Annotated in this window: 28 protein-coding genes; 14 read left to right on the top strand and 14 right to left on the bottom strand. The window is 65.2% G+C overall.

The features are described from left to right. Together sucC and ACOJSI_RS19470 are read right to left on the bottom strand one after the other, a co-directional pair. Positions 1–904, bottom strand: a 904-nt coding sequence (sucC, locus tag ACOJSI_RS19465; RefSeq protein WP_420139976.1) for an ADP-forming succinate--CoA ligase subunit beta, incomplete at its 3' end; no start/stop codon positions are given. Positions 905–977: 73 nt separating this feature from the next. Beyond that, positions 978–1,286 carry a hypothetical protein gene (locus ACOJSI_RS19470; protein WP_420139977.1) on the bottom strand — a complete coding sequence of 103 codons (309 nt, stop codon included), beginning with the start codon at positions 1,284–1,286 and terminating at the stop codon, positions 978–980. A gap of 45 nt (positions 1,287–1,331) precedes the next feature. Here ACOJSI_RS19470 and ACOJSI_RS19475 point away from each other — a divergent pair, with 45 nt between their 5' ends. Then, the gene (locus ACOJSI_RS19475; RefSeq protein WP_420139978.1) at positions 1,332–1,862 is read left to right on the top strand and encodes a beta-carotene hydroxylase; all 531 of its coding nucleotides are present in this window, start codon (positions 1,332–1,334) and stop codon (positions 1,860–1,862) included. Between the two features lie 13 nt (positions 1,863–1,875). Here the strand turns inward: ACOJSI_RS19475 and ACOJSI_RS19480 are convergent, their stop codons facing one another. From ACOJSI_RS19480 to crtY, 4 genes are read right to left on the bottom strand one after another with little or no spacing between them, the layout of a single operon-like run. Next, entirely contained in the window at positions 1,876–2,808 is a 933-nt protein-coding gene (locus tag ACOJSI_RS19480) for a phytoene/squalene synthase family protein (RefSeq protein WP_420139979.1), read from the bottom strand. Then, positions 2,805–3,386, bottom strand: coding sequence for a TIGR00730 family Rossman fold protein (locus ACOJSI_RS19485; protein WP_420139980.1), 582 nt, complete (start codon positions 3,384–3,386; stop codon positions 2,805–2,807). Before ACOJSI_RS19485 ends, ACOJSI_RS19480 begins: the two co-directional genes overlap by 4 nt. Next, positions 3,383–4,873, bottom strand: a complete 1,491-nt coding sequence (locus ACOJSI_RS19490) for a phytoene desaturase (RefSeq protein ID WP_420139981.1) — start codon at positions 4,871–4,873, stop codon at positions 3,383–3,385. Before ACOJSI_RS19490 ends, ACOJSI_RS19485 begins: the two co-directional genes overlap by 4 nt. Continuing rightward, positions 4,870–6,024, bottom strand: coding sequence for a lycopene beta-cyclase CrtY (gene crtY, locus ACOJSI_RS19495; protein WP_420139982.1), 1,155 nt, complete (start codon positions 6,022–6,024; stop codon positions 4,870–4,872). The genes ACOJSI_RS19490 and crtY overlap by 4 nt, the downstream gene beginning before the upstream one ends. A gap of 48 nt (positions 6,025–6,072) precedes the next feature. Between crtY and ACOJSI_RS19500 the strand changes: the two genes are divergently transcribed. The 3 genes from ACOJSI_RS19500 to ACOJSI_RS19510 all read left to right on the top strand — a co-directional run bounded on the left by ACOJSI_RS19500 (position 6,073) and on the right by ACOJSI_RS19510 (position 8,572). Then, positions 6,073–6,807: a sterol desaturase family protein gene (locus tag ACOJSI_RS19500; protein ID WP_420139983.1), complete on the top strand. Its 735-nt coding sequence runs from the start codon at positions 6,073–6,075 to the stop codon at positions 6,805–6,807. Between the two features lie 224 nt (positions 6,808–7,031). Then, the gene (locus ACOJSI_RS19505; protein ID WP_420139984.1) at positions 7,032–7,910 is read left to right on the top strand and encodes a DMT family transporter; all 879 of its coding nucleotides are present in this window, start codon (positions 7,032–7,034) and stop codon (positions 7,908–7,910) included. A 2-nt stretch (positions 7,911–7,912) separates the two neighbouring features. Further along, positions 7,913–8,572 (top strand): COQ9 family protein, encoded by a 660-nt coding sequence (locus ACOJSI_RS19510; protein WP_420139985.1) that lies wholly within the window; start codon positions 7,913–7,915, stop codon positions 8,570–8,572. Positions 8,573–8,630: 58 nt separating this feature from the next. Here the strand turns inward: ACOJSI_RS19510 and ACOJSI_RS19515 are convergent, their stop codons facing one another. Further along, a complete protein-coding gene (locus ACOJSI_RS19515; RefSeq protein ID WP_420139986.1) occupies positions 8,631–9,734 on the bottom strand; it encodes an NAD(P)/FAD-dependent oxidoreductase in 1,104 nt (367 codons plus the stop codon). A gap of 209 nt (positions 9,735–9,943) precedes the next feature. Between ACOJSI_RS19515 and ACOJSI_RS19520 the strand changes: the two genes are divergently transcribed. Beyond that, a complete protein-coding gene (locus tag ACOJSI_RS19520; RefSeq protein ID WP_420139987.1) occupies positions 9,944–10,459 on the top strand; it encodes a hypothetical protein in 516 nt (171 codons plus the stop codon). Positions 10,460–10,802: 343 nt separating this feature from the next. On the opposite strand, the gene ppdK is transcribed toward ACOJSI_RS19520, so the two are convergent. The 3 genes from ppdK to ACOJSI_RS19535 all read right to left on the bottom strand — a co-directional run bounded on the left by ppdK (position 10,803) and on the right by ACOJSI_RS19535 (position 16,650). Beyond that, positions 10,803–13,490, bottom strand: a complete 2,688-nt coding sequence (ppdK, locus tag ACOJSI_RS19525) for a pyruvate, phosphate dikinase (RefSeq protein WP_420139988.1) — start codon at positions 13,488–13,490, stop codon at positions 10,803–10,805. A 127-nt stretch (positions 13,491–13,617) separates the two neighbouring features. Next, positions 13,618–15,639, bottom strand: a complete 2,022-nt coding sequence (glyS, locus tag ACOJSI_RS19530) for a glycine--tRNA ligase subunit beta (protein WP_420139989.1) — start codon at positions 15,637–15,639, stop codon at positions 13,618–13,620. A 138-nt stretch (positions 15,640–15,777) separates the two neighbouring features. Beyond that, on the bottom strand, positions 15,778–16,650 hold the full coding sequence (locus ACOJSI_RS19535) for a glycine--tRNA ligase subunit alpha (protein ID WP_420139990.1): 873 nt from the start codon (positions 16,648–16,650) through the stop codon (positions 15,778–15,780). 94 nt (positions 16,651–16,744) lie between these two features. Here ACOJSI_RS19535 and ACOJSI_RS19540 point away from each other — a divergent pair, with 94 nt between their 5' ends. The 3 genes from ACOJSI_RS19540 (at position 16,745) to pth (ending at position 19,130) form a co-directional block, all read left to right on the top strand. After that, positions 16,745–17,617 (top strand): TraB/GumN family protein, encoded by an 873-nt coding sequence (locus tag ACOJSI_RS19540; protein WP_420139991.1) that lies wholly within the window; start codon positions 16,745–16,747, stop codon positions 17,615–17,617. Between the two features lie 239 nt (positions 17,618–17,856). Beyond that, positions 17,857–18,480: a 50S ribosomal protein L25/general stress protein Ctc gene (locus ACOJSI_RS19545; protein ID WP_420139992.1), complete on the top strand. Its 624-nt coding sequence runs from the start codon at positions 17,857–17,859 to the stop codon at positions 18,478–18,480. Between the two features lie 83 nt (positions 18,481–18,563). Continuing rightward, positions 18,564–19,130 carry an aminoacyl-tRNA hydrolase gene (gene pth / locus ACOJSI_RS19550; protein WP_420139993.1) on the top strand — a complete coding sequence of 189 codons (567 nt, stop codon included), beginning with the start codon at positions 18,564–18,566 and terminating at the stop codon, positions 19,128–19,130. Positions 19,131–19,254: 124 nt separating this feature from the next. On the opposite strand, the gene ACOJSI_RS19555 is transcribed toward pth, so the two are convergent. The 3 genes from ACOJSI_RS19555 to ACOJSI_RS19565 all read right to left on the bottom strand — a co-directional run bounded on the left by ACOJSI_RS19555 (position 19,255) and on the right by ACOJSI_RS19565 (position 20,780). Then, entirely contained in the window at positions 19,255–19,803 is a 549-nt protein-coding gene (locus tag ACOJSI_RS19555) for a hypothetical protein (RefSeq protein WP_420139994.1), read from the bottom strand. A gap of 55 nt (positions 19,804–19,858) precedes the next feature. Continuing rightward, the gene (locus ACOJSI_RS19560) at positions 19,859–20,335 is read right to left on the bottom strand and encodes a hypothetical protein (RefSeq protein WP_420139995.1); all 477 of its coding nucleotides are present in this window, start codon (positions 20,333–20,335) and stop codon (positions 19,859–19,861) included. 73 nt (positions 20,336–20,408) lie between these two features. Continuing rightward, the gene (locus tag ACOJSI_RS19565) at positions 20,409–20,780 is read right to left on the bottom strand and encodes a tRNA-binding protein (RefSeq protein ID WP_420139996.1); all 372 of its coding nucleotides are present in this window, start codon (positions 20,778–20,780) and stop codon (positions 20,409–20,411) included. 69 nt (positions 20,781–20,849) lie between these two features. Here ACOJSI_RS19565 and ACOJSI_RS19570 point away from each other — a divergent pair, with 69 nt between their 5' ends. From ACOJSI_RS19570 to ACOJSI_RS19580, 3 genes are read left to right on the top strand one after another with little or no spacing between them, the layout of a single operon-like run. Then, positions 20,850–21,269, top strand: a complete 420-nt coding sequence (locus ACOJSI_RS19570) for a VOC family protein (protein ID WP_420139997.1) — start codon at positions 20,850–20,852, stop codon at positions 21,267–21,269. Beyond that, positions 21,266–21,865, top strand: coding sequence for a TIGR02466 family protein (locus ACOJSI_RS19575; RefSeq protein ID WP_420139998.1), 600 nt, complete (start codon positions 21,266–21,268; stop codon positions 21,863–21,865). The genes ACOJSI_RS19570 and ACOJSI_RS19575 overlap by 4 nt, the downstream gene beginning before the upstream one ends. Before the next feature lie 11 nt (positions 21,866–21,876). After that, positions 21,877–22,428: a pseudouridine synthase gene (locus ACOJSI_RS19580; protein WP_420139999.1), complete on the top strand. Its 552-nt coding sequence runs from the start codon at positions 21,877–21,879 to the stop codon at positions 22,426–22,428. Here ACOJSI_RS19580 and ACOJSI_RS19585 read toward each other — a convergent pair. Beyond that, the gene (locus ACOJSI_RS19585) at positions 22,425–23,048 is read right to left on the bottom strand and encodes a TetR/AcrR family transcriptional regulator (protein WP_420140000.1); all 624 of its coding nucleotides are present in this window, start codon (positions 23,046–23,048) and stop codon (positions 22,425–22,427) included. The genes ACOJSI_RS19580 and ACOJSI_RS19585 overlap by 4 nt on opposite strands. 314 nt (positions 23,049–23,362) lie before the next feature. Between ACOJSI_RS19585 and ACOJSI_RS19590 the strand changes: the two genes are divergently transcribed. The 3 genes from ACOJSI_RS19590 (at position 23,363) to ACOJSI_RS19600 (ending at position 24,808) form a co-directional block, all read left to right on the top strand. Further along, positions 23,363–23,560, top strand: coding sequence for a hypothetical protein (locus ACOJSI_RS19590; RefSeq protein ID WP_420140001.1), 198 nt, complete (start codon positions 23,363–23,365; stop codon positions 23,558–23,560). A gap of 62 nt (positions 23,561–23,622) precedes the next feature. Then, positions 23,623–24,510: a MipA/OmpV family protein gene (locus ACOJSI_RS19595; RefSeq protein WP_420140002.1), complete on the top strand. Its 888-nt coding sequence runs from the start codon at positions 23,623–23,625 to the stop codon at positions 24,508–24,510. A gap of 4 nt (positions 24,511–24,514) precedes the next feature. Continuing rightward, positions 24,515–24,808, top strand: a complete 294-nt coding sequence (locus ACOJSI_RS19600) for a hypothetical protein (RefSeq protein ID WP_420140003.1) — start codon at positions 24,515–24,517, stop codon at positions 24,806–24,808. Positions 24,809–24,971: the final 163 nt, after the last annotated feature.

Below are 24,971 nucleotides of genomic sequence, written 5' to 3' on the forward strand. Positions count from 1 at the left end.
CGCCGCCGACGTCGAGGAAGTTGGCGGGGAAGGCGCCATTCAGTTTGATGATGTCCATCGTCGCCATGGCAAGGCCGGCGCCGTTGACCATGCAGCCGATATTGCCGTCCAGCTTGATGTAGGCGAGATCGTACTTCGAAGCCTCGACCTCGGCCGGATCTTCCTCAGTCTCGTCGCGCAGCTCGAGAATATCGGGGTGGCGATAGAGGCTGTTCGAATCGAACGAGACCTTGGCGTCGAGCACCAGCAGCTTGCCGTCGGTCGTTTCCACCAGCGGATTGACTTCCAGCATCGACATGTCGGTGCCGACGAAGGCGTTGTACAGCTGGCCGGCCAGCTTGACAGCCTGCTTGTTCAGGTCGCCGGTCAGCTTCAGCGCGAAGGCAACCGCGCGGCCATGATGCGGCTGGAAGCCCTCGGCCGGATCGATCGTGATCGTGCGGATCTTCTCGGGCGTCTCATGCGCCACCGTCTCGATATCCATGCCGCCTTCGGTCGATACGACCATGGCAATGCGGCCGCTGGCGCGATCGACCAGCATCGACAGGTAATATTCCTTCGCGATGTCCGCGCCGTCGGTGATGTAGAGGCGGTTGACCTGCTTGCCGGCCTCGCCGGTCTGAATCGTCACCAGCGTGTTGCCCAGCATTTCGCCCGCATTGGCACGGACCTCATCGGCGCTCTTGGAGAGGCGCACGCCGCCCTTGGCATCCGGGCCCAGTTCCTTGAACTTGCCCTTGCCGCGTCCGCCGGCATGGATCTGCGCCTTGACGACGTAGAGCGGCCCGGGCAGCCGGTTGGTGGCTTCGACCGCCTGGTCGACGCTCATCGCAGCGAAGCCGAGGGGTACGGCGACACCGAACTTCGCGAGCAGTTCCTTGGCCTGATATTCGTGGATGTTCATGGAAAGGCGATTCCTGTGCGGACTCGGGGAAAGTGCCGCGCCTAAAGCACAGGCCCGGCCTCAAGGCAAAGCCTCACCCCCCAATTTCGCACGTGATCGCCGCCTTGGTGGTGACGGATACGATCTCCGGGTCGCCCAATTCGGCGATGCGGCGCAGGACCCGCTTGACGCTCAATTTCTCGCCCGGCTCATTGGATTTGGCGACGGACTTCAATTCCTTGAGCTGCTCGATCGACAGCCGCTCGGTCATCCGCCCCGCCATGCACCGCGCGATCTTCGCCGGCAGTCCCGCTTCCTGCAGCGCGGCGTTCACGCGCTGCTCGGGCGACGCGGCGCAGCCGGCCAGGGCAAGCAAGGGAAGGAGGAAGATGGCGCGCTTCATGATAATCTCCGGAACGGGCGCGCTAAACGCCCAATCGTCTGACGGATGGATGAACGGCGCGGTCGCGCCTATAGAAGGACGGTGTCTACATTCTCCGGCCTTGGTCTGTTCCTGCTCACCGTCGCACTGATGGAGGGTTTTGCCTATGCGGCGCACCGTTGGATCATGCATGGTCCCGGCTGGTTCCTGCATGAAAGCCATCACCGTCCGCGGCTGGGCAATTGGGAATTGAACGACCTCTACGCCGCCATTTTCGCCGTGCCGTCCTTCATCCTTCTGTTGGGCGGCGTCCAGCTCGGCTGGTGGCCCGGCTGTGCCTGGATCGGTGCCGGCATCGCCGCCTACGGCGCCATCTATTTCGGCTTCCATGACTGGATCGTGCATCAGCGCCTGCCCGGCCGCTTCGTCGCGCGATCGCGCTACATGAAGCGTATCGTCCAGGCGCATCGCCTCCACCATGTCGTCGAAACCAAGCATGGCACGGTCAGCTTCGGCTTCCTCATCGCGCCCAAGCCTGAAAAGCTGAAGGCGGAACTGGCGAAGCGCAACAAGGCCGGCGTCCGCGCGCCACGCTAGGCAGAGAAAGTCCCTAGCGCCGCGGGCGCGTCCAAAGGCCCGGCGGGCGGGGCAGGCCCTTCTTCGGCCGGCGCGCCTGCCACCAGGATTTTACCACCCAGCCCAGCTTGGCGGTCTTGCTGGTGGCGACGCGGGTGTCCCACGCTGTCGTCCCGCGCCGGGACACTTCGCGCGCAATGTCACCATAGATGCCCGCGGCCGCCAGCACCGCCCAGGCGGATCGGAATGGCAACGCGGCCGCACCGACGCGTGCGCTCGCTTCATAGGCGGCCGATCGCTCCGCCAGCCGCGCGCCCAGCGATGCCAGCCGCTTGCGATAGGGTGGGGCGAACAGCTCCGACTCGGGGATCTTCAATTCTTTCAGCCAGTCGAGCGGCAGGTAGCGCCGTCCCGCGTCATGATCCTCGCGCACGTCGCGCGCGATATTGGCCAGCTGAAAGGCCAGGCCCAGGTCGCACGCCCGGTCCAGCGTCGCCTCGTCATCGGGGGAAACGCCCATCACGATCGCCATCATCACACCGACCGTGCCGGCGACGTGATAACAATATTGGTACAGGTCCTGCTCGGTCTGCGGTCGCCATCCCGCCGCATCCAACGCAAAGCCCTCGATCAGGTCTTCGGCGACTGCCGCCGGAATGCCGCATTCCCGCGCGACCAGTCCGAAGCCGTCGAAGGCAGGATCACCGCTCGGCTGCCCCGCCAAGGCCAGCGCGGTGCGTGCGCGGATGGTGGCAAGCCGCGCGGCCGGATCCGCCACGATCTGCATGCCGTGCCCCATCTCCTGCCCGTCGGCGAGGTCGTCGCAGCCGCGACACCACGCATAAAGCAGCCAGGCACGGTCGCGCGTGGCAGGATCGAACAATTTCGATGCCATCGCGAAGGATTTGGAGCCATGCGCGATCGATTGCCGCGCATGCTCCACCAACTGCGCGCGATCCGGCGTCAAAGCTGCTCCGCGCGCATGCTCGTAATCGGCGTTGCCGGCCGATGCGCCGCCATCTCCGCCAGCAGCGTGTCGAGCGAATCGCTGGTGATCAGCAGGTCGCGATGCTGGGGGCGCAGGAAACCGACATCCTGCATCATCCGCCAGAAGGCGACGATCCCGTCATAATAGCCGGCCACATTCAGCAGTCCGACCGGCTTGCCGTGATACCCCAGCTGCGCCCAGCTTAAGGCTTCCCACAATTCGTCCATCGTGCCGGTGCCGCCGGGCAAGGTCAGGAAACCGTCGGCCAGATCGGTGAAGGCCTGCTTGCGCTGGTGCATCGTATCAACGACGTGCAGTTCGGTCAGCCCGCGATGCGCAACCTCCAGATTGACCAGCGCAGTCGGGATGACCCCGATCACCTCGCCGCCGGCTTCCAACGCGCCGTCGGCGATCGCGCCCATCAGGCCGAGCCGGCCCCCACCATAGACAACGCCGATCCCGCGCCGTGCCAGCGCCGCACCCACCGCGCGGGTCGCCTCGATATACCGTGTGTCGGTCGGGCTCGCGGAGCCGCAATACACCGCCAGTCGCTTCACAATGTCTCCAACATCAAAGCCGCCGTCGCCTTGGCCGATCCGACCACGCCGGGAATACCCGCGCCCGGATGGGTACCGGCGCCGACAAAATACAAATTGTGCAGTTCATCATCGCGATTGTGCATCCGGAACCAGGCGGATTGGGTCAGCAACGGCTCCAGGCTGAAGGCCGATCCCATATGCGCCTGCAGATCATGCTGGAAGTCGAGCGGTGTGTAGCAGAATTGCGTGACGATCCGCTCGCGCAGGCCCGGCATCAGCCGCTTCTCGATCTCCGCCAGGATACGCTGGGAATATTCCTCCTTGATCGCCTCCCAGTCGAGCGGCGCCTTGCCCAGATGCGGCACCGGCGCCAGCGCGTAGAAGCTGGAACAACCCTCCGGCGCCAGGCTGGGATCGGTCACGGTCGGATGGTGCAAATACAGCGAGAAATCCGCCGGCAGCACGCCATGCTTGTAGATGTCCGTCAGCAGCCCGCGGTAGCGCGGCCCGAACAGGATCATATGGTGGGGAATGCCCGGCCACGTGCCTTTCACGCCGAAGTGGATCACGAACAGGGACGGGGAGAAGCGCTTGCGCTGGAGCGCCTTGCCCACCTTGCGTCCGCGCGCGCTGCTGCCCAGCAGATCGCGATAGCTGTGCATGATGTCGGCGTTGGACGCGATCATGTCGAACGTCTCGCGCCAGCCGCTCTGCGTGCGCACCGCCGTCACGCGGTCGCCGATCGACTCGATCTCAGCGACCGGATCCGCCATCCGCACCACGCCGCCAAGCCGCTCGAAATGCGTCACCATGCCACGCACCAGCGCATTGGTGCCGCCCTTGGCGAACCAGACGCCGCCCGTCTTCTCCAGCTTGTGGATCAGAGCATAAATGGCACTGGTCGACATCGGGTTGCCGCCCACCAGCAAGGTGTGAAAGCTCAAGGCTTCGCGCAGATGCTCGTCTTCGACATAGGAGGACACGATCGAGTAGACGGAACGCCACGCCTGATATTTTGCCAGGGCGGGCGCCGCGTTGATCATGCTCTTGAAGTCCAGGAACGCGACAGCGCCCAGCTTCTCATAACCCTCGCGATAGACGCCGGCGGCATAATCCAGGAACTTGGCATAGCCGGCCACGTCCTTGGGATTGAGCTTGGCGATCTCGGCGCGCAGCGACGGCTCATCGTTCGAATAATCGAAGCTGACGCCATCCGGCCAATTGAGTCGGTAGAAGGGGCTGACGGGCAGCAAGGTCACGTCGTCAGCCAGGCGATGGCCGGTCAGCGCCCATAATTCTTCCAGACAGGCGGGATCGGTGATGACCGTCGGGCCGGCATCGAAGGTGAAGCCGTCGCGCTGCCACACATACGCCCGGCCGCCCGGCTTATCGCGCGCCTCGATCAGCGTGGTGGCGATGCCTGCCGATTGCAGGCGTATGGCGAGCGCGAGGCCGCCGAAGCCGGCGCCGATCACCGCCGCCGTCTTGCGCGTTTTGTCTATCACCGTTCCTCCCTGAGCGCACCGAACGCCCGGCGCAAGGGGACAGGCGGTTTGCCGATCAATATCCGCGCCTTGTCGATCCGGGTCGAGCGTCCGGCATAGAAGCGGCCGATCAGCGCTTCGCCCAGTCGGTAGAAGCGCTCCAGCAAGCGGTAGCGTTCCGGCGGATCGGCGGCGCGGAACAGCATCCGCGCCAGCAGGCGATAAAAGCCGCGATCGTCCCACGTCGCGCGCGCGTGGCTCCGCAATGCACTCGCCAGCGCCGGCGACGAAAGATCGGGCAAAGCCGCAACGAGGGCGGCTGTGCGGACCGCATCAGGCAGCGAATAGCCGGTCATCGGTTGAAATAGGCCGGCCCGCATGCCCGCGCGCGCGACCCGATCGCGCAGCGGCCAAAGTTTGACGAAACGGCCGCCCATCGCGATCGGCAGTGCCGCCACCTCCTGGCGCTCGACCGCCGCGATCGTCCACCCCTGCGCCGCGGCATAGGCGCGGATCCGGCCTTCGATTGCCGGTACGTCCAGCGTCGCCGTCTCGGTATAATAAGTATCCTCGACGAACACCGTGTCCGGCCCGAACGGCAGCAGATAGACGAAGCGATAGCCTTCCGCCTGGTCGACCGTCGCATCCATGATCACCGGGCGCGTCAAACCGTGCGGGCTGGTGAGCTGCAGCAGCTGGCCGACGAACTTCTGCCATCCCAGATCCAGTGCCGAAAAGTCAGCGGTGCCGCGCGCGTCGATCACGCCTGCCGCAGTGATACGGCGTCCGTCGCTCAATGTGGCGCCATCCGGATCGATCGTGGCGATCGTCCCGCAGATAATCGCTCCCGCCGGCAAGGCGGCCCGCACGACCGAATCCAGCCGCTCGGACTCGATCGAGTTGTAGGTGCCGGCCAGCGTTCGCCGATGCGCCGGGAAGCGCACGTCATTTCCGTCCCAGCGGTGGCAGATCAACGGCGCCACCAGCGTTCGTTCGGCCTCCGCCACATCGCTGTCGAAGAACGACCATATGTGGTTGCCGCCCAGTCGTTGACTGGCTTCGATGATCGTGACGCGGACGTCCGGGCGGCGTGCCGCCAGTGCCAAAGCGATCAGGCCGCCGGTAAGACCGCCGCCTGCTATCAGCAGGTCTGTTGTGGGGATTTGCGCCATTGCGCCGCTTCTCTACCCACGCGATCCTGCTGCGCCTATAGCGGTGTCATGTTTGTTTCCGTCCTGCTGGCCGCTGCGGCCATGACCGCGATCGTCGCGCTGCGTTATCTTGCCACCAGCGCGGGCTTCGCCTTTGCGACGCGGCTGAAACGGCCTGGCCTCTATGCCGGGCAGCACGCGCAGATCTGGCGGGAAATCGGCTGGTCGCTGCTCTCCGCCGCCATCTACGGCATCCCCGCCGGTCTCGTCGCCTGGGGGTGGCAGGCGCATGGCTGGACGCGGATCTACACCGATCCGCGCGCCTATCCGCTCTGGTGGATGCCGCTCTCCGTTCTCGCCTACCTCGCGCTGCACGATACCTATTTCTACTGGACGCACCGCGCGATGCATTGGCCGTGGGCGTTCCGGAAGATGCATGCAGTCCATCATGCCAGCCGCCCGCCCACCGCCTGGGCGGCGATGAGCTTCCACCCGTGGGAGGCGTTGAGTGGCGCGGTCGTTATTCCCGCGCTCGTGTTCCTAATCCCGATCCACGTCGGCATGCTGGGGCTGGTGCTGGCGATCATGACGATGATGGGCGTCACCAATCATATGGGATGGGAGCTGTTTCCCCGTTTCATCGTGGACGGTCCGGCCGGCCGCTGGCTGATCACGGCGACGCATCATCAGCGCCACCACCGCGAATATCGCTGCAATTACGGCCTCTATTTCCGGTTTTGGGACAGTTTGTGTCGCACGGATCGCGGTTTGGGCAATTTTGAAGATGCAAAACGCGCAACCTAGCTGCCAATCTTTGCACCTTGCGCTGCAAAAAAACTATTGCGGCATTGCACCATCAGGCGCAGATTGATCCTGCCTTTCAGGCATCCTCTCCTAAGACTCAAGGGCCGGTTCGCCGGCCCTTTTTTTATGTCGCCGCTCCGCTGCGACAGGCTCGACGCATCTTCCAACTGCGCTACAGGACAGCGATGCGGCCATCTGCTCCTCGGGATTCGGTGGGTCTGGCGGTGCCGGCCCTCATCATCGCCAACATTGCGCTCGCGATCGGCCCTTGGCTGGTGCGCATCGCCCGGGTCGAAGGGCAGGTTGGACCGATCGGTTCCGGCTTCTGGCGTCTTACGCTGGCCTTGCCCGTGCTGCTGATCGCCATGCGCCGCGAACGCAACACCCGGCCGGCCAATATGCGCACGCTCCTGTTTGCGGCCGTGATGTCCGGCCTGTTCTTCGCCGCCGATCTCGCGGCCTGGCATCTCGGCATCCTGCACACGCGCCTGTCCAACGCCACCTTGCTCGGCAACGTCACCGCCATCCTGTTTCCGATCTACGGCTTCATCGTCGCGCGCAGTCTGCCCAGCCGGAAACAGGGCCTCGCCCTCTTCCTGGCGCTGTGCGGGGCGGGGCTGCTGCTCGGACGCTCCTACGAATTGTCCGCCCGCAATCTACTGGGGGACCTCTTCTGTCTGGTCGCGGGCGTCTGCTACACCGGCTACCTCGTCTTTGCCGATCGCGCCCGCTCGGCACTCGGCCCGATCACGACGCTGACCTGGTCGGTTGCGGCGGGCATTCCGATCCTGCTGGTCGTGGCCCTGCTTGCCCGCGATCCGATTTGGCCGCATGTGTGGTGGCCGCTGATCCTGATGACGCTCGGCAGCCAACTCGTGGGTCAGGGCCTTATCCTCTATGCGGTCAGCCGCGTGTCGGCGCTGGTGGTGGGATTGATGCTGCTCCTTCAACCGATCGTCGCCGCCACCATCGGCTGGCTCGCTTATAGCGAACGGTTGACCGTCTTCGATTATGTCGGCGGGCTAGCCATTGCCGCGGCGGTATTGTTGGTGCGTGGTGCAGAGCGCCCTTTGCCCGCCGCGCAGATCAGCCTAAGTGCATAATCATGGCTGACGTGCTCGACATGACGCTCGACGAACTGCGTGCCGCTCTGGCGGCGCGGCTGCCGGAAGAGGCGGCGTTCGAAGGCTGGACGGATGCGGCGCTGGACGCGGCCGCGCTTGCCTTGGGCGTTCCGCCCGAACGCGCGCGGCTCGCCTTTGCCGATGGCGCTGGCCAGATGATCGACGCCTGGTTTGCCGACGTAGATCGGCAGATGGCGGCTGCCTTGCCTCCGGAGACGCTGGCCGCGATGCGCATTCGCGACCGCATAACCGCGCTGGTGTGGACGCGCATCACGCTCGTCGAACCGCATCGGGAAGCGCTTCGGCGTGCCCTGGCGGTTCTCGCTTTGCCGCAGAATGTGCTGCTCGGCACCCGGCTCGGCTGGCGTGCCGCCGACGTGATGTGGCGACTTGCCGGCGATACCGCGACCGGCTTTGCCCATTATACCAAGCGGCTGACGCTCAGCGCCGTCTATGGCGCAACCGTGCTCGCCTTCCTCGACGATGAGAGTGAGGAGCAGGCCGATACGCGCGCCTTCCTCGATCGGCGTATCGACGATGTGATGAAGTTCGAAAAGTTCAAGGCGCAGCTCAAGCCGGATCCGGATCGCCACTTCAACGTCGCCCGCTTCCTCGGCCGGCTCCGCTATCCCACGCACTGAAGCGGCGGGTAAGGCCTTTCAGCCTGCTGGCGGCTGGCCCAATCGTCTTGAGGCGTGGTCAGACTGAAAACCGTTCCGGCGCATAGAGTCCGACGTCGATCGCTCGCACCTCTTCCGGCAACGGTGCTTCCAGCAGCAGCGCCGCGCCCACCATCGCCGCCGCGGGCGCGGTCTGGATCCCGAAGCCGCCCTGGCCCGCAAACCAGAAGAAACCGCGTGCCGTGGGATCGAACCCATAAACGGGCAGTCGATCCGGCGCGAAGCTGCGCAGGCCGGCCCAGGCGCGCTCGCGCCGGATAACCCGCCAATCGACAACATGTTCGAACTGGTCGATCGCGATCGCGATATCCAGCTCTTCCGGCGCCACGTCATGCGCCTCGACGGCCGTCTCGTCATGCGGCGACAGCCATAAGCGGCCGCCCGTCTCCGGCCGGAAATAGAAACGGCCGAGCGCGTCCATCACCAGCGGCATGTCCGCACCCATGGCTGGATCGGTGATCAGTTGCGCCATCGTGCGGCGATAGGGCTGGATCTTGATCGGCGACGCGCCCGCCAGCGCGGCGACGTGGCTCGCCCAGGCGCCCGCAGCGTTGACCAGCACCGGCGCCCGCACCGTTCCCGCACGCGTGCGGATCTCCCAAAGGTCACCTTTGCGCGTGATCCCGTCGACCGCGGCATCGGTAAGGACCTGCGCGCCCGCGCGCCGTGCCTCGCCCAGGAAATGGCCGTGTAAACCGCCGACGTCGATGTCCTGGCAGGTCGGCTCGCTCAGGCCAGCCACGAATGCGGCGCTCAGTCGGGGAATGGCCTGTTCCAGCGCGGCACGATCCAGCAGCGCGTGCTCCACGCCACCCGTTTCCAGCTCTTCCGCCAGCGCGGTCAGGGCAGGGCGGCCCTCCGCGGTCGCGATATGGATGCAGCCGCGCCGATGCAGGAAGCCGCGTTCCGCCATCCAGGGGCCGGATGCGGTGGTCAGCGGCTGCACCAGCGGCCCGCCATAGCTTTCGGACCAGAAGGCTGCCGACCGTCCGGTCGAATGATATCCCGGCTGCGACTCGGCCTCGATCAACACGCAGCGTGCACGATCGCCGATTATGGCGGCCAGGCTCGCCCCGGCAATGCCGGCGCCGATGATGGCGATATCCGCCTGGAAGGATGTCATGGCGGGCTCAACCCCGGTTACGATACGAGCCGCGGCGTCTAACGTATCGTCAGGCTCTGTCCATGTAATCCTGCGCCGATCCGTTCATCGTGCTGGACGGGCCGGCTGGCGGGTAGACTGGCGACAAGATGTGCAAGAAGCAACGCAAGCCGTTGACCGCGGGCGCAGGCTCGCGCAATCCTGCCGCAAACTCGCGAGGGGAAGCTTAGATGCCCGAATTCACGACCAACCAATGGGCTATCCTTTTCCTGGTTCTGGTGCTGGGCTGGCTGCTCGGCCTGATATCGCGATCCGGCGGCAAGAAGTGGAAGCGCGCTTATGAGGCGGAGCGGGATGCCCGCATTGATGAGCAGCGCGCGCTCGAAACTGCTCATGCCCGGATCGTGGAACTCGAAAATGCCCGGCCCGCGGTCGTCGCACCTGCAGCGGTTGCGCCGGTGGCCGCGCCCGTCGCGGCCGCACCGCTCGAAACGACCAGCAAGCTCGATCTCACCCGCGACGATCTGTCCCGCATTCGCGGCGTCGGCGCCGCCGGCCAGCGGCGGCTGAACGATCAGGGCATCTATCGGTATTCCGACATCACCGGCATGACGACGGAGGAGGAAGCCGCGCTGGAACGTAAGCTTGGCGCGGACGAAGGCTATATCGAGCAGGAACGCTGGCGCGAACAGGCTGCCCTCCTCGCCGACGGTCGCGACGAGGACCACCGCACGATCTACCGCTGAAGCGAACCCGCGGACTACGCATCAGCCTGGCCCTCGGGATAGCGCCCTGGACCCCAGCCTGCGCTGGGGTGACGGGGGTTATAGTAACGGCCGCCAACCTCACCACCGTCATCCCAGCGAAAGCTGGGATCCACGGCCCGTGACCAAAAACCCGATCGTTAAAGCTGAGCAGCCCAACGCCGAGGTGACGGCAGTCATTGCGTAACTGTCTCCTCCCCGGAACGGGAAGGGGGGCGCGCCGTAGGCGTGGTGGAGGGGATTTGCGAGACGGCCGGGCCTGGCCCCTCCACCATCGCTTGCCCGATGGTCCCCCTCCCCGAGCGAGCTCGGGGAGGAGAGTAGGTTACTTACGCATAGCCGCCTGCGCCGCCGCCAGCCGGGCGATCGGCACGCGATTGGGTGACGCGCTGACATAGTTCAGCCCCGCCGCCTCGCAGAAGGCGATGGAGGCGGGGTCGCCGCCATGTTCGCCGCAAATGCCCAGCTTGATGTTCGTACGGGTCGCGCGACCGCGCTCGGCCGCGATCTGGATCAGTTCGCCGACGCCCTCCGTATCCAGGCTGACGAACGGGTCCTTGGGGTAAATGCCCTGTTCGACATAGGCACCCAGGAAGCGCGCGGCGTCGTCCCGCGACACGCCCAGCGCCGTCTGCGTCAGATCGTTCGTGCCGAAGGAGAAGAATTCGCCGACCTCGGCGATCTCGCCTGCGCGTAATGCTGCCCGCGGCAGCTCGATCATCGTGCCGACCAGATAATCCAGCGTCTTGCCCTTTTCGGCAAAGACCGCTTTCGCCTCGGCATCGACCAGCGCCTTGATGATCTCCAGTTCGCGCCGTGTCGCGACCAAAGGCACCATCACCTCGGGGATTGGCGCCTCGCCGGTCTTGATCGCGATATCGACCGCCGCCTCGAAGATTGCGCGCGCCTGCATCGCATAGATTTCGGGGTAGGTAATCCCCAGCCGGCACCCGCGATGGCCCAGCATCGGATTGAATTCGTGCAGCTCGGCCGCCCGCCGCTTCAATGTCTCGACCGACACGCCGGAGGCTTCCGCGACCTCGGCATATTCGGCCTCCTCGTGCGGCAGGAATTCGTGCAGCGGCGGATCGAGCAGGCGGATCGTGACCGGAAGTCCCGCCATGATCTCAAAGATCTCGGCGAAATCGCTGCGCTGCTCGGGCAATAATTTATCGAGCGCGGCGCGGCGGCCTTTCTCGTCCTCCGCCAGGATCATCTGGCGCACGGCCGAGATGCGGCTGGCATCGAAGAACATATGCTCGGTCCGGCACAGGCCAATGCCCTCGGCGCCGAACCGGCGGGCTGTGCGGCAATCGAGCGGCGTCTCGGCATTGGCGCGTACCTTGAGGCGCCGGACGTCGTCGGCCCAACCCATCAGCACGCCGAAGTCGCCCGCCAGCGCCGGCTGCACGGTGGCCACTTCGCCCAGCATCACTTCGCCCGTGGCGCCGTCGATCGTGACGATGTCGCCCTCGCGCACCTCTTTGCCGCTCACCCGGAACAGCTTCGCCTTGGCGTCGATCGTGAGGCTGCCGACACCGGACACGCAGGGACGGCCCATGCCGCGGGCGACCACCGCCGCGTGGCTGGTCATGCCGCCGCGCGCGGTCAGGATGCCCTTGGCGGCGTGCATGCCGTGAATGTCTTCGGGACTGGTCTCGACCCGAACCAGGATCACCGCATCGCCTGCCGCGGCGCGCTTCTCGGCGGTGTCGGCGTCGAACACGACCCGGCCGGATGCCGCGCCCGGGGAGGCGGGCAGGCCCTTGGCGATCACCTCGCGCGGTGCATTGGGGTCCAGCGTCGGGTGCAGCAACTGGTCGAGCGCGGCAGGATCGACGCGGCCGACCGCCTCATCCTGCGTGATCAGGCCTTCGTTCGCCATGTCGACCGCGATCTTGAGCGCCGCCTTGGCGGTGCGCTTGCCGGCGCGCGTCTGGAGCATCCACAGCTTGCCCTGCTGCACCGTGAAGTCGATGGCCTGCATGTCGCGATAATGCGTTTCGAGCAGGTCGAACACGCGCGCCAGCTCTGCATAGGTTTCGGGCAGCGCCTCCTCCATCGACGCCGCCTTCGCGCCCGCGCGCTCGCGTGCCGCCTTGGTCAGATATTGCGGGGTGCGGATGCCGGCCACGACATCCTCGCCCTGCGCGTTGATGAGGAATTCGCCATAATAAGCGCGCTCGCCGGTCGATGGGTCGCGCGTGAAGGCCACGCCGGTTGCGGACGTGTCGCCCATATTCCCGAATACCATCGCCTGGACATTGACTGCCGTACCCCAGCTCCCGGGAATGTCGTGCAGGCGGCGGTAGACCTTGGCGCGATCCGACTGCCACGATCCGAATACCGCGCCGATCGCGCCCCATAATTGATCGTGCACGTCCTGCGGAAAGGGCTTGTGCCACTGCTCCTCGACCAGACCCTTATAGGTGGTGACGAGCTCGCGCAGATCGTCCGCCGTCAGGTCCGTATCCAGGCTGACGCCGCGATCTTCCTTGGCGATTTCCAGCGCATCCTCGAACGCGCCATGGTCCAGTTCCAGCACGACATCGGCATACATCTGGATGAAACGGCGATAGCTGTCCCACGCGAAGCGGGCGTCGCCGGATACCGCCGCCAGCCCGGCGACCGTCTGGTCGTTCAGGCCCAGGTTCAAAACCGTATCCATCATGCCTGGCATCGACGTGCGCGCACCGGAGCGGACCGAGACCAGCAGCGGATCGGCCGCGTCACCGAATCGCTTGCCGGTCACCTGTTCGATATGGCGCAACCCGGAGGCGACCTCATCCCGCAGGCTATCGGGGAAGGCGCCGCCCTCGTCATAATAACGCGTGCACATCGCGGTCGAGATGGTGAAGCCGGGCGGGACGGGCAGGCCGATGCCCGCCATTCCATCGAGATTGGCGCCCTTGCCGCCGAGCAAATTCTTGTCGCCATTGCCACCGTCGGAGACGCCGCCGCCGAAGCGATAGACATAGCGTTCGGTCTGGAGGTTCACTGCCACGCTCGCCATCTCGCCAACGACTCCTGCTCTTTTGCCGCTTGCCCCGCACAAGCGCTAGGCGTGGCAATATACGCAATCAAGCCGGGGCCGGGACGGCCCGAATCGTCCGATCTGCTTCGCATCTGCAGCGTTAGCGCTACCCCTCGATGCGCGAGAAATCGGCGACCCGATGCACCGCGTGTCGGATCCGTGCCAGTAGCCCGAGCCGGGCGGTGCGCTTGGCAGGATCGACATCGTTGACGGTAACGCTATCGAAGAAGGCATCGATCGGCGCCCGCAAGCCCGCCAATGCCGCCATCGCGCCTTCGAAATTTTCTTCGGCGACGGCGGCATCGGCTGCGGTTTCAGCGATATCGAGCGCCGCCAGCAGCGCAGATTCGGCCGGCTCAGGCGCATAGCCAAAGCCGTCTCCCCGCTGGGGAGAGAGAGCCGCATCCCAGCCTTCCTTCTTCAGGATATTCGCTGCCCGCTTATACCCCGCAATGAGGTTGACCCCGTCCTCGGTCGACACGAACGCCTGCAACGCCTTTACCCTCGCCAGCAGGCGAACGAGATCGTCCTCGCCCCCCAAGGCGAACACCGCATCGATCAAATCATGCCGTATGCCCGCCTCGCGCTGCTGCACCTTGAGCCGGTCGGCGAAGAAGTCGAGCAACGCACCGGGAATGGCGAAGCGCAGCCCGTTGCCGGTCAGCAAACGGATGACACCCAGTGCCGATCGCCGCAGCGCAAAGGGATCCTTCGATCCGGTCGGGGTCTCACCGATCGCGAAGAATTGCTGAAGGCTGTCGAGCTTGTCTGCCAGGCTGACCGCCACCGTTACCGGCGCGGTTGGCACGTCGTCGCTTTGCCCGACCGGCTTGTAATGGTCGCGGATTGCGTCGGCGACTTCATGCGGCAGACCTTCGGCACGCGCATAATAGCCGCCCATCACGCCCTGCAATTCGGGGAATTCCCCGACCATGCCGGTGACGAGATCCGCCTTGGCCAGCCGTGCCGCCTGCTCGGCCATATCCGCCAAAGCCGGGTCCGCCGCGCCGGTGATGCCCTGCTCGACCAGCCACCGTGCCAGCTTGGCGACGCGATCGACCTTGTCCGCGACCGTCCCCAATTTCTCGTGGAAGACGATCTGGTCGAGCTTCTTGGCCTGCTCCGCAAGGGGCACCTTCAGGTCCTGCTCCCAGAAGAATTTGGCGTCCGACAGCCGCGCCGCCAGCACCTTGCGATTGCCCGCGACGATGGCCGCGCCGCCATCCGCCGCCACGATATTGGCGGTGCAGATGAAGTTCGGGGCGAGCTTGCCGTCTGCATCCACGCACGCGAAATATTTCTGGTTGGTGCGCATGGTGAGCTGGATCACCTCGCGCGGGACCTCCAGGAAACTCGGATCGAAATCGCCGAGCAACGGCACCGGCCATTCGGTCAGCCCGGCATTTTCCGCCACCAGTCCAGCGTCGGGCACGACATGCAGCCCGCGCGTCTGGGCGATTGCGCGCGCGCCGCCCTCGATGATGCCGCGCCGTTCGGCCGGATCGAGGATGACATGGCAGGCGCGCAACTTCTCCGCATAATCCTGCGCCGATCCGATCGTGATCATGCCGGGATGGTGGAAACGGTGGCCCAGCGTCGCCGCCCCGCTCGCAATCCCGTCTATCTCGAACGGCACCACCTCCTCGCCCAGCAAGGCGACGATGCCCTGCAGCGGCCGCACCCAGCGCAGGCTCGCGGTCGAAAGCGAGCTCTCGCCCCACCGCATCGACTTGGGCCACGGGAAAGCGCGGACGATCGCCGGCACGGCCTCGGCCAGCACCTCGGCGGTCGCGCGGCCGGGCTTCTCGACGATCGCGAACAGCACGCCGTCGCGCTCGGTCAATTGCTCGCGTGTCAGCCCGGTCTTGCGCAGGAAGCCCTCCAGCGCCTGCGGCGGCGCGGACGCCTTCGGTCCCTTGGTCTCCTCGGACACCGCCTCGGTTGCCGCGGGCAGACCGCGCGCGATCAGCGCCAGCCGCCGTGGCGTCGCATAGGTCTCGACCGCGTCGGCGCGCAGGCCGGCTTTGGCGATCTCCGCCTCGAACAGACGGGCCAGATCGGCCGACGCCTTTTCCTGCATTCGCGCGGGAATTTCCTCGGAGAGGAGCTCAAGCAGGAAGTCAGCCACGGGCGCTCTCCCGGAAATCACCCGTCACCCCAGCGACGGATGGGGTCCATGTCCCCCGCCGCAGGCGACGCGGCGCGTGGGGCGTTTCGTGGATCCCAGCCTTCGCTGGGATGACGGCGGACACGCAAGCCAAAGCCATTACGCGTCCCACCCATTATGCGTCATCCACGCCTCGCACGCGCCCTTGGCCAGTTCGCGCACGCGGCCGATATACGCCTGGCGTTCCGCGACCGAGATCACGCCGCGCGCCTGCAGCGTGTTGAAGATGTGGCTTGCCTTGATCGCCTGCTCATAAGCCGGGATGGGCAGCTTGCGATCGATCAGCGCGCGCGCCTCGTCGGCGGCGAAGGTGAAGCTTTTGAACAGCATGTCGGTATTGGCCGCCTCGAAATTATAGGCGCTCATCTGCCGCTCATTCTCGAGGAAGACGTCGCCATAGGTGACGCCGCGGTCGTTATAGGCAAGGTCGAAGATGCTGTCCTTGTTCTGCACATACATGGCCAGCCGCTCCAGCCCATAGGTCAGCTCGCCCGCCACCGGCTTGCAGTCGAAACCGCCCATCTGCTGGAAATAGGTGAACTGGGTCACTTCCATCCCGTCGCACCACACTTCCCAGCCCAGGCCCCACGCACCCAAGGTCGGGCTTTCCCAGTCGTCCTCGACGAAGCGGATGTCGTGCGCCAGCGGATCAATGCCGATGGCGGCCAGGCTGCCGAGATACAGATTCTGCAAATCGGGCGGGCTCGGCTTTAGGATCACCTGATATTGATAATAAGCGCCCAGCCGGTTCGGGTTCTCGCCATAGCGGCCGTCGGTCGGCCGGCGGCACGGCTGCACGAAGGCCGCGTTCCACGGATCGGGGCCTAGCGCGCGCAGCGTGGTCGCGGTGTGGAACGTCCCCGCGCCCATCTCCATGTCGTAAGGCTGCAGGATGACGCAGCCCTGCCGGCTCCAATAATCATGGAGCGTCAGGATAAGCTGCTGAAAGCTGAGCGGCTTGGCGTCGGCCAAGGGTTACTCCTGGAAAAAAAGGGCGTGTCCGGGTGAGACCGGGCGTTTGGCGGAGCCTTGCACAAGGGTCAAGGCAGGGGGATAGGGGAGGGCGATGCGCTATCTCCGCCTGTTCGCCCCTTTGCTGCTCCTCGCCGCTACGCCGGTGCCCGCTCCGCCGGTCGCGCGTCCCGCTCTTTGGAAGCTGGCCGATGCGGATACGACCATCTGGCTGCTCGGTTCGGTCCACGTCCTGCCGGCTGGCACGCAATGGCTGACCCCGCGCATCCGCGAGGCGATCGCCAGTTCCCAGTCGCTGACGCTCGAGATCGCCGACATGGATTCACAGAATGTGCCGGCGCTCGTTCAGGCGATGGGCCGGGCCGATAATATGCCGCCGCTGGCCGAACGCGTTCCCGCCGACAAGCGCGCCGCTTTGGCCAAGCTGGTTACCGACAGCGGCTATCCACCCGCCTCGCTCGATCGCCTCAAGACCTGGACGGCGGCGTTCTTCCTGACCGCGGTCGCGCTGCAGCAGGCTGGTTTGAGCAAGAGCGACGCGGGGGTCGAGCCGCAACTTACCGAATTGTTCAAGGCACAGCACAAGCCTATCGAAGGGCTGGAGACCGCGCAGCAGCAGCTCGGCTTCTTCGATCGCCTGCCCGAAAAGGCCCAGCGCGCCTTCCTCGTCGCCACGCTGGAAGATCCCAAGAAGGCGCGGTCCGATTTCGACAAATTGGTCGCGGCCTGGGCGCGCGGCGATCCGGCCGCGCTCGAGCGGGCCTTTGCCGAGGATCCGGAATTCACCCCCGAATTGCGTGATCTGCTGATCCGCCAGCGCGACAAGAATTGGGCCGACATCCTCGCCAAGCGCCTCGATCAGCCCGGAACCATCTTCGTCGCGGTCGGCGCCGGTCATCTCGTTGGCCCGGATTCAGTGCAGAAGATGCTGGCGGCCAAGGGACTGAGGGTCGTCCGCGTCCAATAAATCCCCCTCGTGATGCTTAAGGCCCACTCGTCACGCTGAACTTGTTTCAACATCCATAGAGAGGCGCACCCCCCTCATTCAGAGGAAGCCCCGTAAGGCAGTCTTAAGGCCATTGCCTGCGTGTCGTGACCGACGCACGCAGGTTGCGCCTCCACCGCTCTTCCGCTACAGGCCGCCGCTTCCCGCCGGACATCCCTGGAGGCGGCGGGCCCATCAACTAGCGAAACTGGAGACATGATATGAGCGACACGCTCACCCTGTCGGCCGAGACGCGCGAACGGGCAGGCAAGGGAGCCTCCCGTGCCATGCGTCGCGAAGGCCGCGTCCCCGCCGTAGTGTACGGCAACAAGCAGGAACCGCTCGCGATCCATCTCGAAGAGAAGGCGCTGATCAAGGCGATGTCCACGGGCCACTTCATGAACACCGTCGTGATGATCGACGGCGTCGGTGAAGCCGTGCGCACCCTGCCCAAGGACGTCCAGTTTCACCCGGTCACTGACCGTCCGCTCCACGTCGATTTCCTGCGCATCGGCGAACACACCACCGTCCACGTCGCCGTGCCGGTCGTGTTCACCAATGAGGAACTGGCGCCCGGCATCAAGCGCGGTGGCGTGCTCAACGTCGTCCGCCACGAGCTGGAACTGGTCTGCGACGCAGCCGAAATCCCTGAGCAGATCGAAATCTCGCTCGAGGGCCTCGAAGTCGGCGACTCGATCCACATCTCGGCCGTGACGCTGCCGTCCGGCACGACGTCCGCGATCGACGACCGCGATTTCACCATCGCCACGATCGTTGCGCCGTCGGCGCTCAAGTCGAGCGAAGGCGACGAAGCCGAAGCCGCCGAGGAAACCCCCGAGGCTTAATCATCCTGTTCGGAGCGAGCGAAGTCCGGCCACCATTGGGTGTGCCTCGGCTTCGCTCGTGCCGGATCGTCTAAGACAGCGCGATGCAACTCTGGGTCGGCCTCGGCAATCCGGGCGCGGAATATGCGCTCCACCGCCACAATGTCGGGTTCATGGCGGTGGATGCCATCGCCGAAGTCCATGGCTTCGACCCGTGGAAAAAGGGGTTCCAGGGCTGGATCTCCGCCGGCCGGATCGGCACCCAGCGCGTCCTGCTGCTCAAACCCGCCACCTACATGAACGACAGCGGCCGCTCGGTTGGCGAAGCCATGCGCTTCTACAAGCTCGAACTGTCCGCGCTCACGGCCTTTCACGACGAACTCGATCTGGAACCTTTTCGCGTCAAGGTGAAGACCGGCGGCGGCGCGGCCGGCCATAATGGCCTCCGCTCGATCGATGCCCATCTTGGCCAGGACTATCGACGCGTCCGCCTCGGCATCGGCCATCCCGGCCACAAGGATCGCGTCACCGGCTATGTTCTCGGCAGCTACGCCAAGGCTGAACTCGACGATCTGACCGACATGCTTGGCGCCGTCGCCGCCGAAGCGCCCTTGCTCGCCGACGGCAACGACGCCCGCTTCATGAACGAGATCGCCCTGCGCCTCGCCTGAGCGTCATTCTTGCTGATACATCGCTTACTTCGTGCCGCTACCGTCATGCTGAACTCGTTTCAGCATCCATCGGGAGGCTTCAGTCTGCGCTCCGGCTCAGGGCTCCGCGCGTCAGCCAGCGCCCTTATCCACTATCACATCCGGAGCGTCTTCGCGTGAGGGTCAGGTTGACGACCGACCATTGCGTTCCCTGAAGGATCGCATCGCCGTACAAGACGATGCAGCCGCCGAACGATCGGCCCCGTTCCCGCCCCTTGGCAACGATGGTGAAGCGACCAAAGCTGCCGTCGCGTTGAACCTTCGCGGCGTCATGGACCAACCAATGATCGTCGTCCGGCTGCCGGAATATCGCCGTCAAGGCTTCCTGCACGGCAGGCCCCTCGACCATGCGGCTCTTCCCTTGCCCGACAATCCACAGCCGCGCATTCGGCGCCAATAAGGTGAATGTCGCATAATGTGTATCAGGCCGCGCGATCAGGTCGAGCAGATTGCCGGCCTGCAGGGCAAGCTGCTCGTCCGCATTGCGCGGTTGCCCTGCCAAAGGCACCTGCACCTTCGGCGCAGCCGGCGCTTGAGCAGGGGCGGGCGCGGCGGCCGCGAGCCCAAGGGCAACAGCCGACAGATAGGCTTTACCAGCAACCGTCATTGGTTGTTCCGGACGGTTTTTGCTCACGATACGCGTCATCCTCGTTGCCGTACCATCGGCACAGTCAAACCCGGCCGGCCTGTCAAAACCACAGATGGTAGACCGCGACGTCCGCCTCGCATGATTGCGCGCAATTCAGGCCGACGGTGACCGTAGCCGTACCACCGCGCCATGCGCCCTCGCAAATCGCATCAGGTTGCGATCCCAAGGTCAGCGCGCTGGGCGCGCCCAGGCCCGCGCGCCGGCATCCTTTGCGAAAGCCGGTACGCACCGCCTCTGCCGTTGCGGGAATGACGAGGCGTTGCATGGCCGTATCCGGCTGGGTGCCGTCGGCGTCCAGCCGCTCCACTTTCCCGGCTTTCTCGATAGGCAAGTTCGAATCCATGATCAGCGCGGCGAGCAGGTCGCCCGCATTCTTTTCCAGCGGCGTGAACCGAACCGTCGCACGGCTGTTGGAAAGCGACGCGACATAAGCGGCAAGCGCCAGCCCCAGCGCGACCAGCAACAAGATCAGGCCGCGCCGGCTGATGCCTCGAAGCCCCGAACGTCGTACACCCATGGCACGGCCTTTCTGTCGCCCGATCTTCCTTGTGCCGCCCTTTCGCAGACGTGCGAAGCGCATGCCGAGATGATCAGAATAGTCGCCCGCCGTCCGGCACCTGCTGGTCCGGCGCGAACAGCACCACCGCACCGTCCGCATCGGGAAAACCCAGCGTCAGCACTTCGGACAGGAATTTGCCGATCTGGCGCGGCGGGAAGTTCACCACCGCCGCCACCTGCCGGCCGATCAGCGTGTCGGTGGCATAATGTTCGGTCACCTGCGCGCTCGATCGCTTCGTGCCGATCGTCGCCCCAAAGTCGATCACCAGCTTCAGCGCGGGCTTGCGCGCCTCCGGGAACGGCTCCGCCGCCACGATCGTGCCCACCCGGATATCCACCTTCAGGAAATCGTCGAAGCCGATCGGCGCCTCGGCCGGAGCGAGCGGATCATGGGACATATGCATGACCCCAGCCTAGCCGAGCATGACCCGCACGCCTATGCCCGGCGGACGTCCGGCCGATCATGCCCCTTGATGCGGATCGCGAACCCGGCGAAGCAGGCCGGCATGAAGCTCAATCAGGTCACCGTCGGTGTTACCGATTATGCGGCGGCAGTCGCTTTCTATCGCGCGCTCGGTCTGACGCAGATCGTCGATGCGCCGCCGCGCTATGCCCGGTTCGAAACGCCGACCGGCGAAACCCTGTCGATCCATGCCGAGGCGGCAGTGGGAACGACTACGATTGTCTATTTCGAGGTCGACGATGTTGATGCCGCCGTCGCCGCCATGGCCGCGCGCGGTATAACAGCCGTCTCGCCACCCGCAGATCAGCCCTGGCTGTGGCGCGAGGCGCGGCTGGCAGATCCGGACGGCAATGCGATCTGCCTCTATCATGCCGGCGACAATCGCCGTTTCCCGCCCTGGCGGATCCCGGCTGGGGAGGGCACGGCATGACGACGCGCAGCCTGTTTGCGACCCGCTTTTATGAAGGCGAACTCGGCGACGATCGCCTGCTGGAGGAGCTCGATCACAGCTGCCGGACGCTGGCGGAAGATGACCGCGCCGGCCGCGGCTGGTCCAAGGCGCACGGCTATCGCGGCTATACCTCCTACGCCTCGCTGGACGATCTGCCGCAGCGCGATCCGGTTTTCGCCGATCTGGTCAAGAAGCTGAACCGCCATGTCGCCGCCTTCGCGGTCGATTGCGCCTTCGATCTGGCCCGCCCGCTGAAGCTCGACAGCCTGTGGGTCAACGTCATGAAGCGCAGCGGCGTCCATTCCGGCCATATCCATCCGCACAGCGTCGTCTCCGGCACGCTTTATGTCGCGGTGCCGCCCGGCTCCGGTGCGCTTAAGCTGGAGGATCCCCGTCTCGCCATGATGATGGCCGCGCCGCGGCGTCTGCCCGAAGGGCCCGCCGATCTGCAGGCCTTCGTCTATGCCGATCCCGCGCCCGGCTCCGTCTTCCTGTGGGAAAGCTGGCTGCGGCATGAGGTGATGCCGAGCGAGGCGAGGGAAGATCGGATCAGCATCAGCTTCAACTATCGTTAGGGCAGGGGGGGATGGCGCGCCTGATCCTGTTTAACAAACCCTATGGCGTGCTGTCGCAATTCACCGATCGCGGCACGGCCGGCTCGCCGCGTCCGACCTTGTCCACCTTTATCGATGTGCCGGGGGTCTACCCGGCAGGCCGGCTGGATTTCGACAGCGAAGGCCTGCTGCTGCTGACCGACGATGGTCGGCTGCAGGCGCGCATCGCCGATCCCAAGTTCAAGCTTCCCAAAACCTATCTCGTGCAGGTCGAGGGAGAGCCGGACGAGCAAGCGCTGGATCGCCTCCGAAAAGGCGTGTCGCTCAAGGATGGCATGACCCGGCCGGCGCTGGCCGAACGCATCCCGGATCCCGATCTTTGGCCGCGCGATCCGCCCATCCGCGTCCGCAAGGCCATTCCCGATTGCTGGATCAGGCTCGCCATCACGGAAGGCCGCAACCGCCAGGTCCGCCGCATGACCGCCGCGGTCGGCTACCCGACCTTGCGGCTGGTACGCTGGTCGATCGGTGATTGGTCGATCTCGGGCCTCGCGCCCGGCCAGTGGCAGGCGGTGGCGGCTTAGCCTGCGGCGTGGCGAGCGGGCGGGGTCAGCAGCCGCTCAAGCATCGTTCGAAAGACAGCGAAATTCTTGTCAAATTCATGGTCGGGGTTGCGGATCGACCATGTCTCGGCGGCATCGGCTGTGCTGATCAGCAGTTCGGCGGTGGCATCCGGATCGAGCGACGGGTCGATCTGTCCGCTCGCCTGGCCCTTGCGCAGCAAGTCTGCGGCATAGCGATAGCGCTTGTTGCAGAAGGACGTGAACAGGGCGGCGATCGCGGGATTGCGGCTTGCCTCGCCCAGGATGTCGCTCAACATCATCTTCTTCAGCGTGAAACCGGACGAATGTTCCTCGCGTAGATAGCGCTCCAACTCCGCCAACAGCGTTGGCACGATATCGTCCACGTTGATCAGCAGCTGATAGCGCCGGGCCGCATTGTCCAGCCGGTCTTCCACCAGCGCGGTGATGATCGCCTCCTTACTGTCGAAATAATGGTATAGGTGGCCTGGGCTGATGCCGGCCTCAGCGCAAATTGCGGAGATGGACGCGCGGTGAAAACCGTTGCGTAGGAAGCATCGACCGGCCGCTTCCAGGATCTCGGCACGTTTCTCGGCATGTCTCTCGGCATTTACGGTGCGCATCCTCGTTGCATAAAATAGTATGCTCGCTCCAGCAATGGTCGAACTGCGGCGCCGCCGTCCCCCGCCCGTCCCAGCTCGGCTGACCGACTTAGCTAAAATAGAGTGATCAATCGATTTGAGTTGACGCCGCGTTATAATAGAGCGATCAATCGATCTACGAATCGTATCCGTGTTCGCTTGTCGCTTGCCGCTGGCTCTGCGGTTGGCGGCGTGACGCAGCGCCGAGGATAAAAATGCCTAGTGTTAAGACCTCACACGATCCACATCGGCGCCTGGGCCATGGAGCTGGCAGGCGCCGGTCTCGGAGTGGACTGATGCCACGCATTCTGGGCGCGTTGCGGCGCGTGCTGCTGGCCACGCTGGCGACACTACCACTGGCTCTGTTGGCGCGGCTGGTGGCGCATAAAACGGGGTCCGACCTGGTAGGGCTGGTCGCCGCGGGGATCGTCTTCCTGATCACGATCTCGCTTCGGCCACTCTGGCTTCCCCGCTCCGGATCGGCCGGGCGTTGATAAACGGGAGGGTCGCCGCCCGCCGACCCTTCGACTTTTATACCCTATCTAAAGGATCGCTCATGCACGCCTTTATCACGCGGCGACGTGCCCTACTATTTGCCCTTTCCCTGTCCGCAACGGAGGCGGACGCGCAAGGCCCGATCCCGTCCGATCCCGATCCCGCACGTCTCGCGAATGCGCCGGCTGGGGACCGGCCCAAGGGTGACTGGCAGTTGCGGCTCGGCGGAGGCGCGCTCTACGCACCGGCGTTTCTCGGCTCGAGCCACTATCAGCTTCGGGCCGGACCCAATATCGAAATACGCTATCAAGATCGCTACTTCGTCTCGCTGATCGACGGCGTTGGCGCCGACCTGATCAAGAGCAGCCATTTCCGTGCCGGCCCGATCCTCAGATATGAACAGAAGCGACGGGAGAGCGGAAAGACCGTGTTGCTGATCGCCGGAGGCCGGACGGAAGCCTTGCGTGGGCTGGGCGATGTTCCCGGCACGGCTGAGGCAGGCGGGTACGCCCAATATCAGTCAGGCCGTGTCTCCGCAAAAGTAGAGGTACGCAAGGGGCTGGGCGGCCATGACGGCCTCATTGCCCAGCTCGGCGCGCGCTATGCCGCCCCAATTTCCGCGATCGCCGTCGGCGGTCGGCCCCTCATTGTCTCGTTCGGTCCGCGCGCCACCTTCGTCGACGATCGCTACAATCGGTCCTACTTCGGGGTTGACGCGCGACAATCCGTACAGTCGGGCCTGCCCCGCTATCGTGCGACGGGCGGCCTTCTCTCTTACGGTACGGGCGGCACGATCCTTCTGCCATTTGCCCCCAGCCTCAGCGCTGCCCTGCTCGCCGGCTATGATCGCCTGTCAGGCGATGCGGGAAGATCCCCATTGGTGCGCCAGCGTGGCTCGCGCAATCAGGGCTCGCTCGGACTTGGTCTCACCTACAGCTTTGGCGGATAAGGCGATGATCTCTCCCTTTGATGCGCTGGAGCAATCCGCCATTGCCATCGGCCGACGCGATCGGATCGCGCATCGCGCGCCAACGGGCCGTTTCGCACGCCTGCTCAGGGCGATCTTCGGGATCGCGCCCAGCAGCAGGCTGGCCAATGCCCGGCTCGAAGCGCTGCGCAGCCTGGTAATCGCGTTACGTCAGCGCGGACAGCGCGATGCGCAGGTCATCGCCGACGCGCTCGACGCAGGCCTTACTCCAACCCAGATCGAATCGGTGATGCGGGTGCTCGGCCTCCCCACGCGCTGAGACCATTCTTGACAAAGTAGAACAAACCATGTACATACCCGCCCGTTCGCAGCTGGATCCGCTGCGGGCATGCTTGCCCGCTTCGGTGGGTTTCGATCGGCGCGGGGCTGCTTGGGACGCTAAGTCGAAGCTTCGCAAAACTTCCGTGACACCCTAGCGGCTT

Source organism: Sphingomonas sp. (assembly GCF_048595155.1).
Taxonomy (GTDB): domain Bacteria; phylum Pseudomonadota; class Alphaproteobacteria; order Sphingomonadales; family Sphingomonadaceae; genus Sphingomonas_I.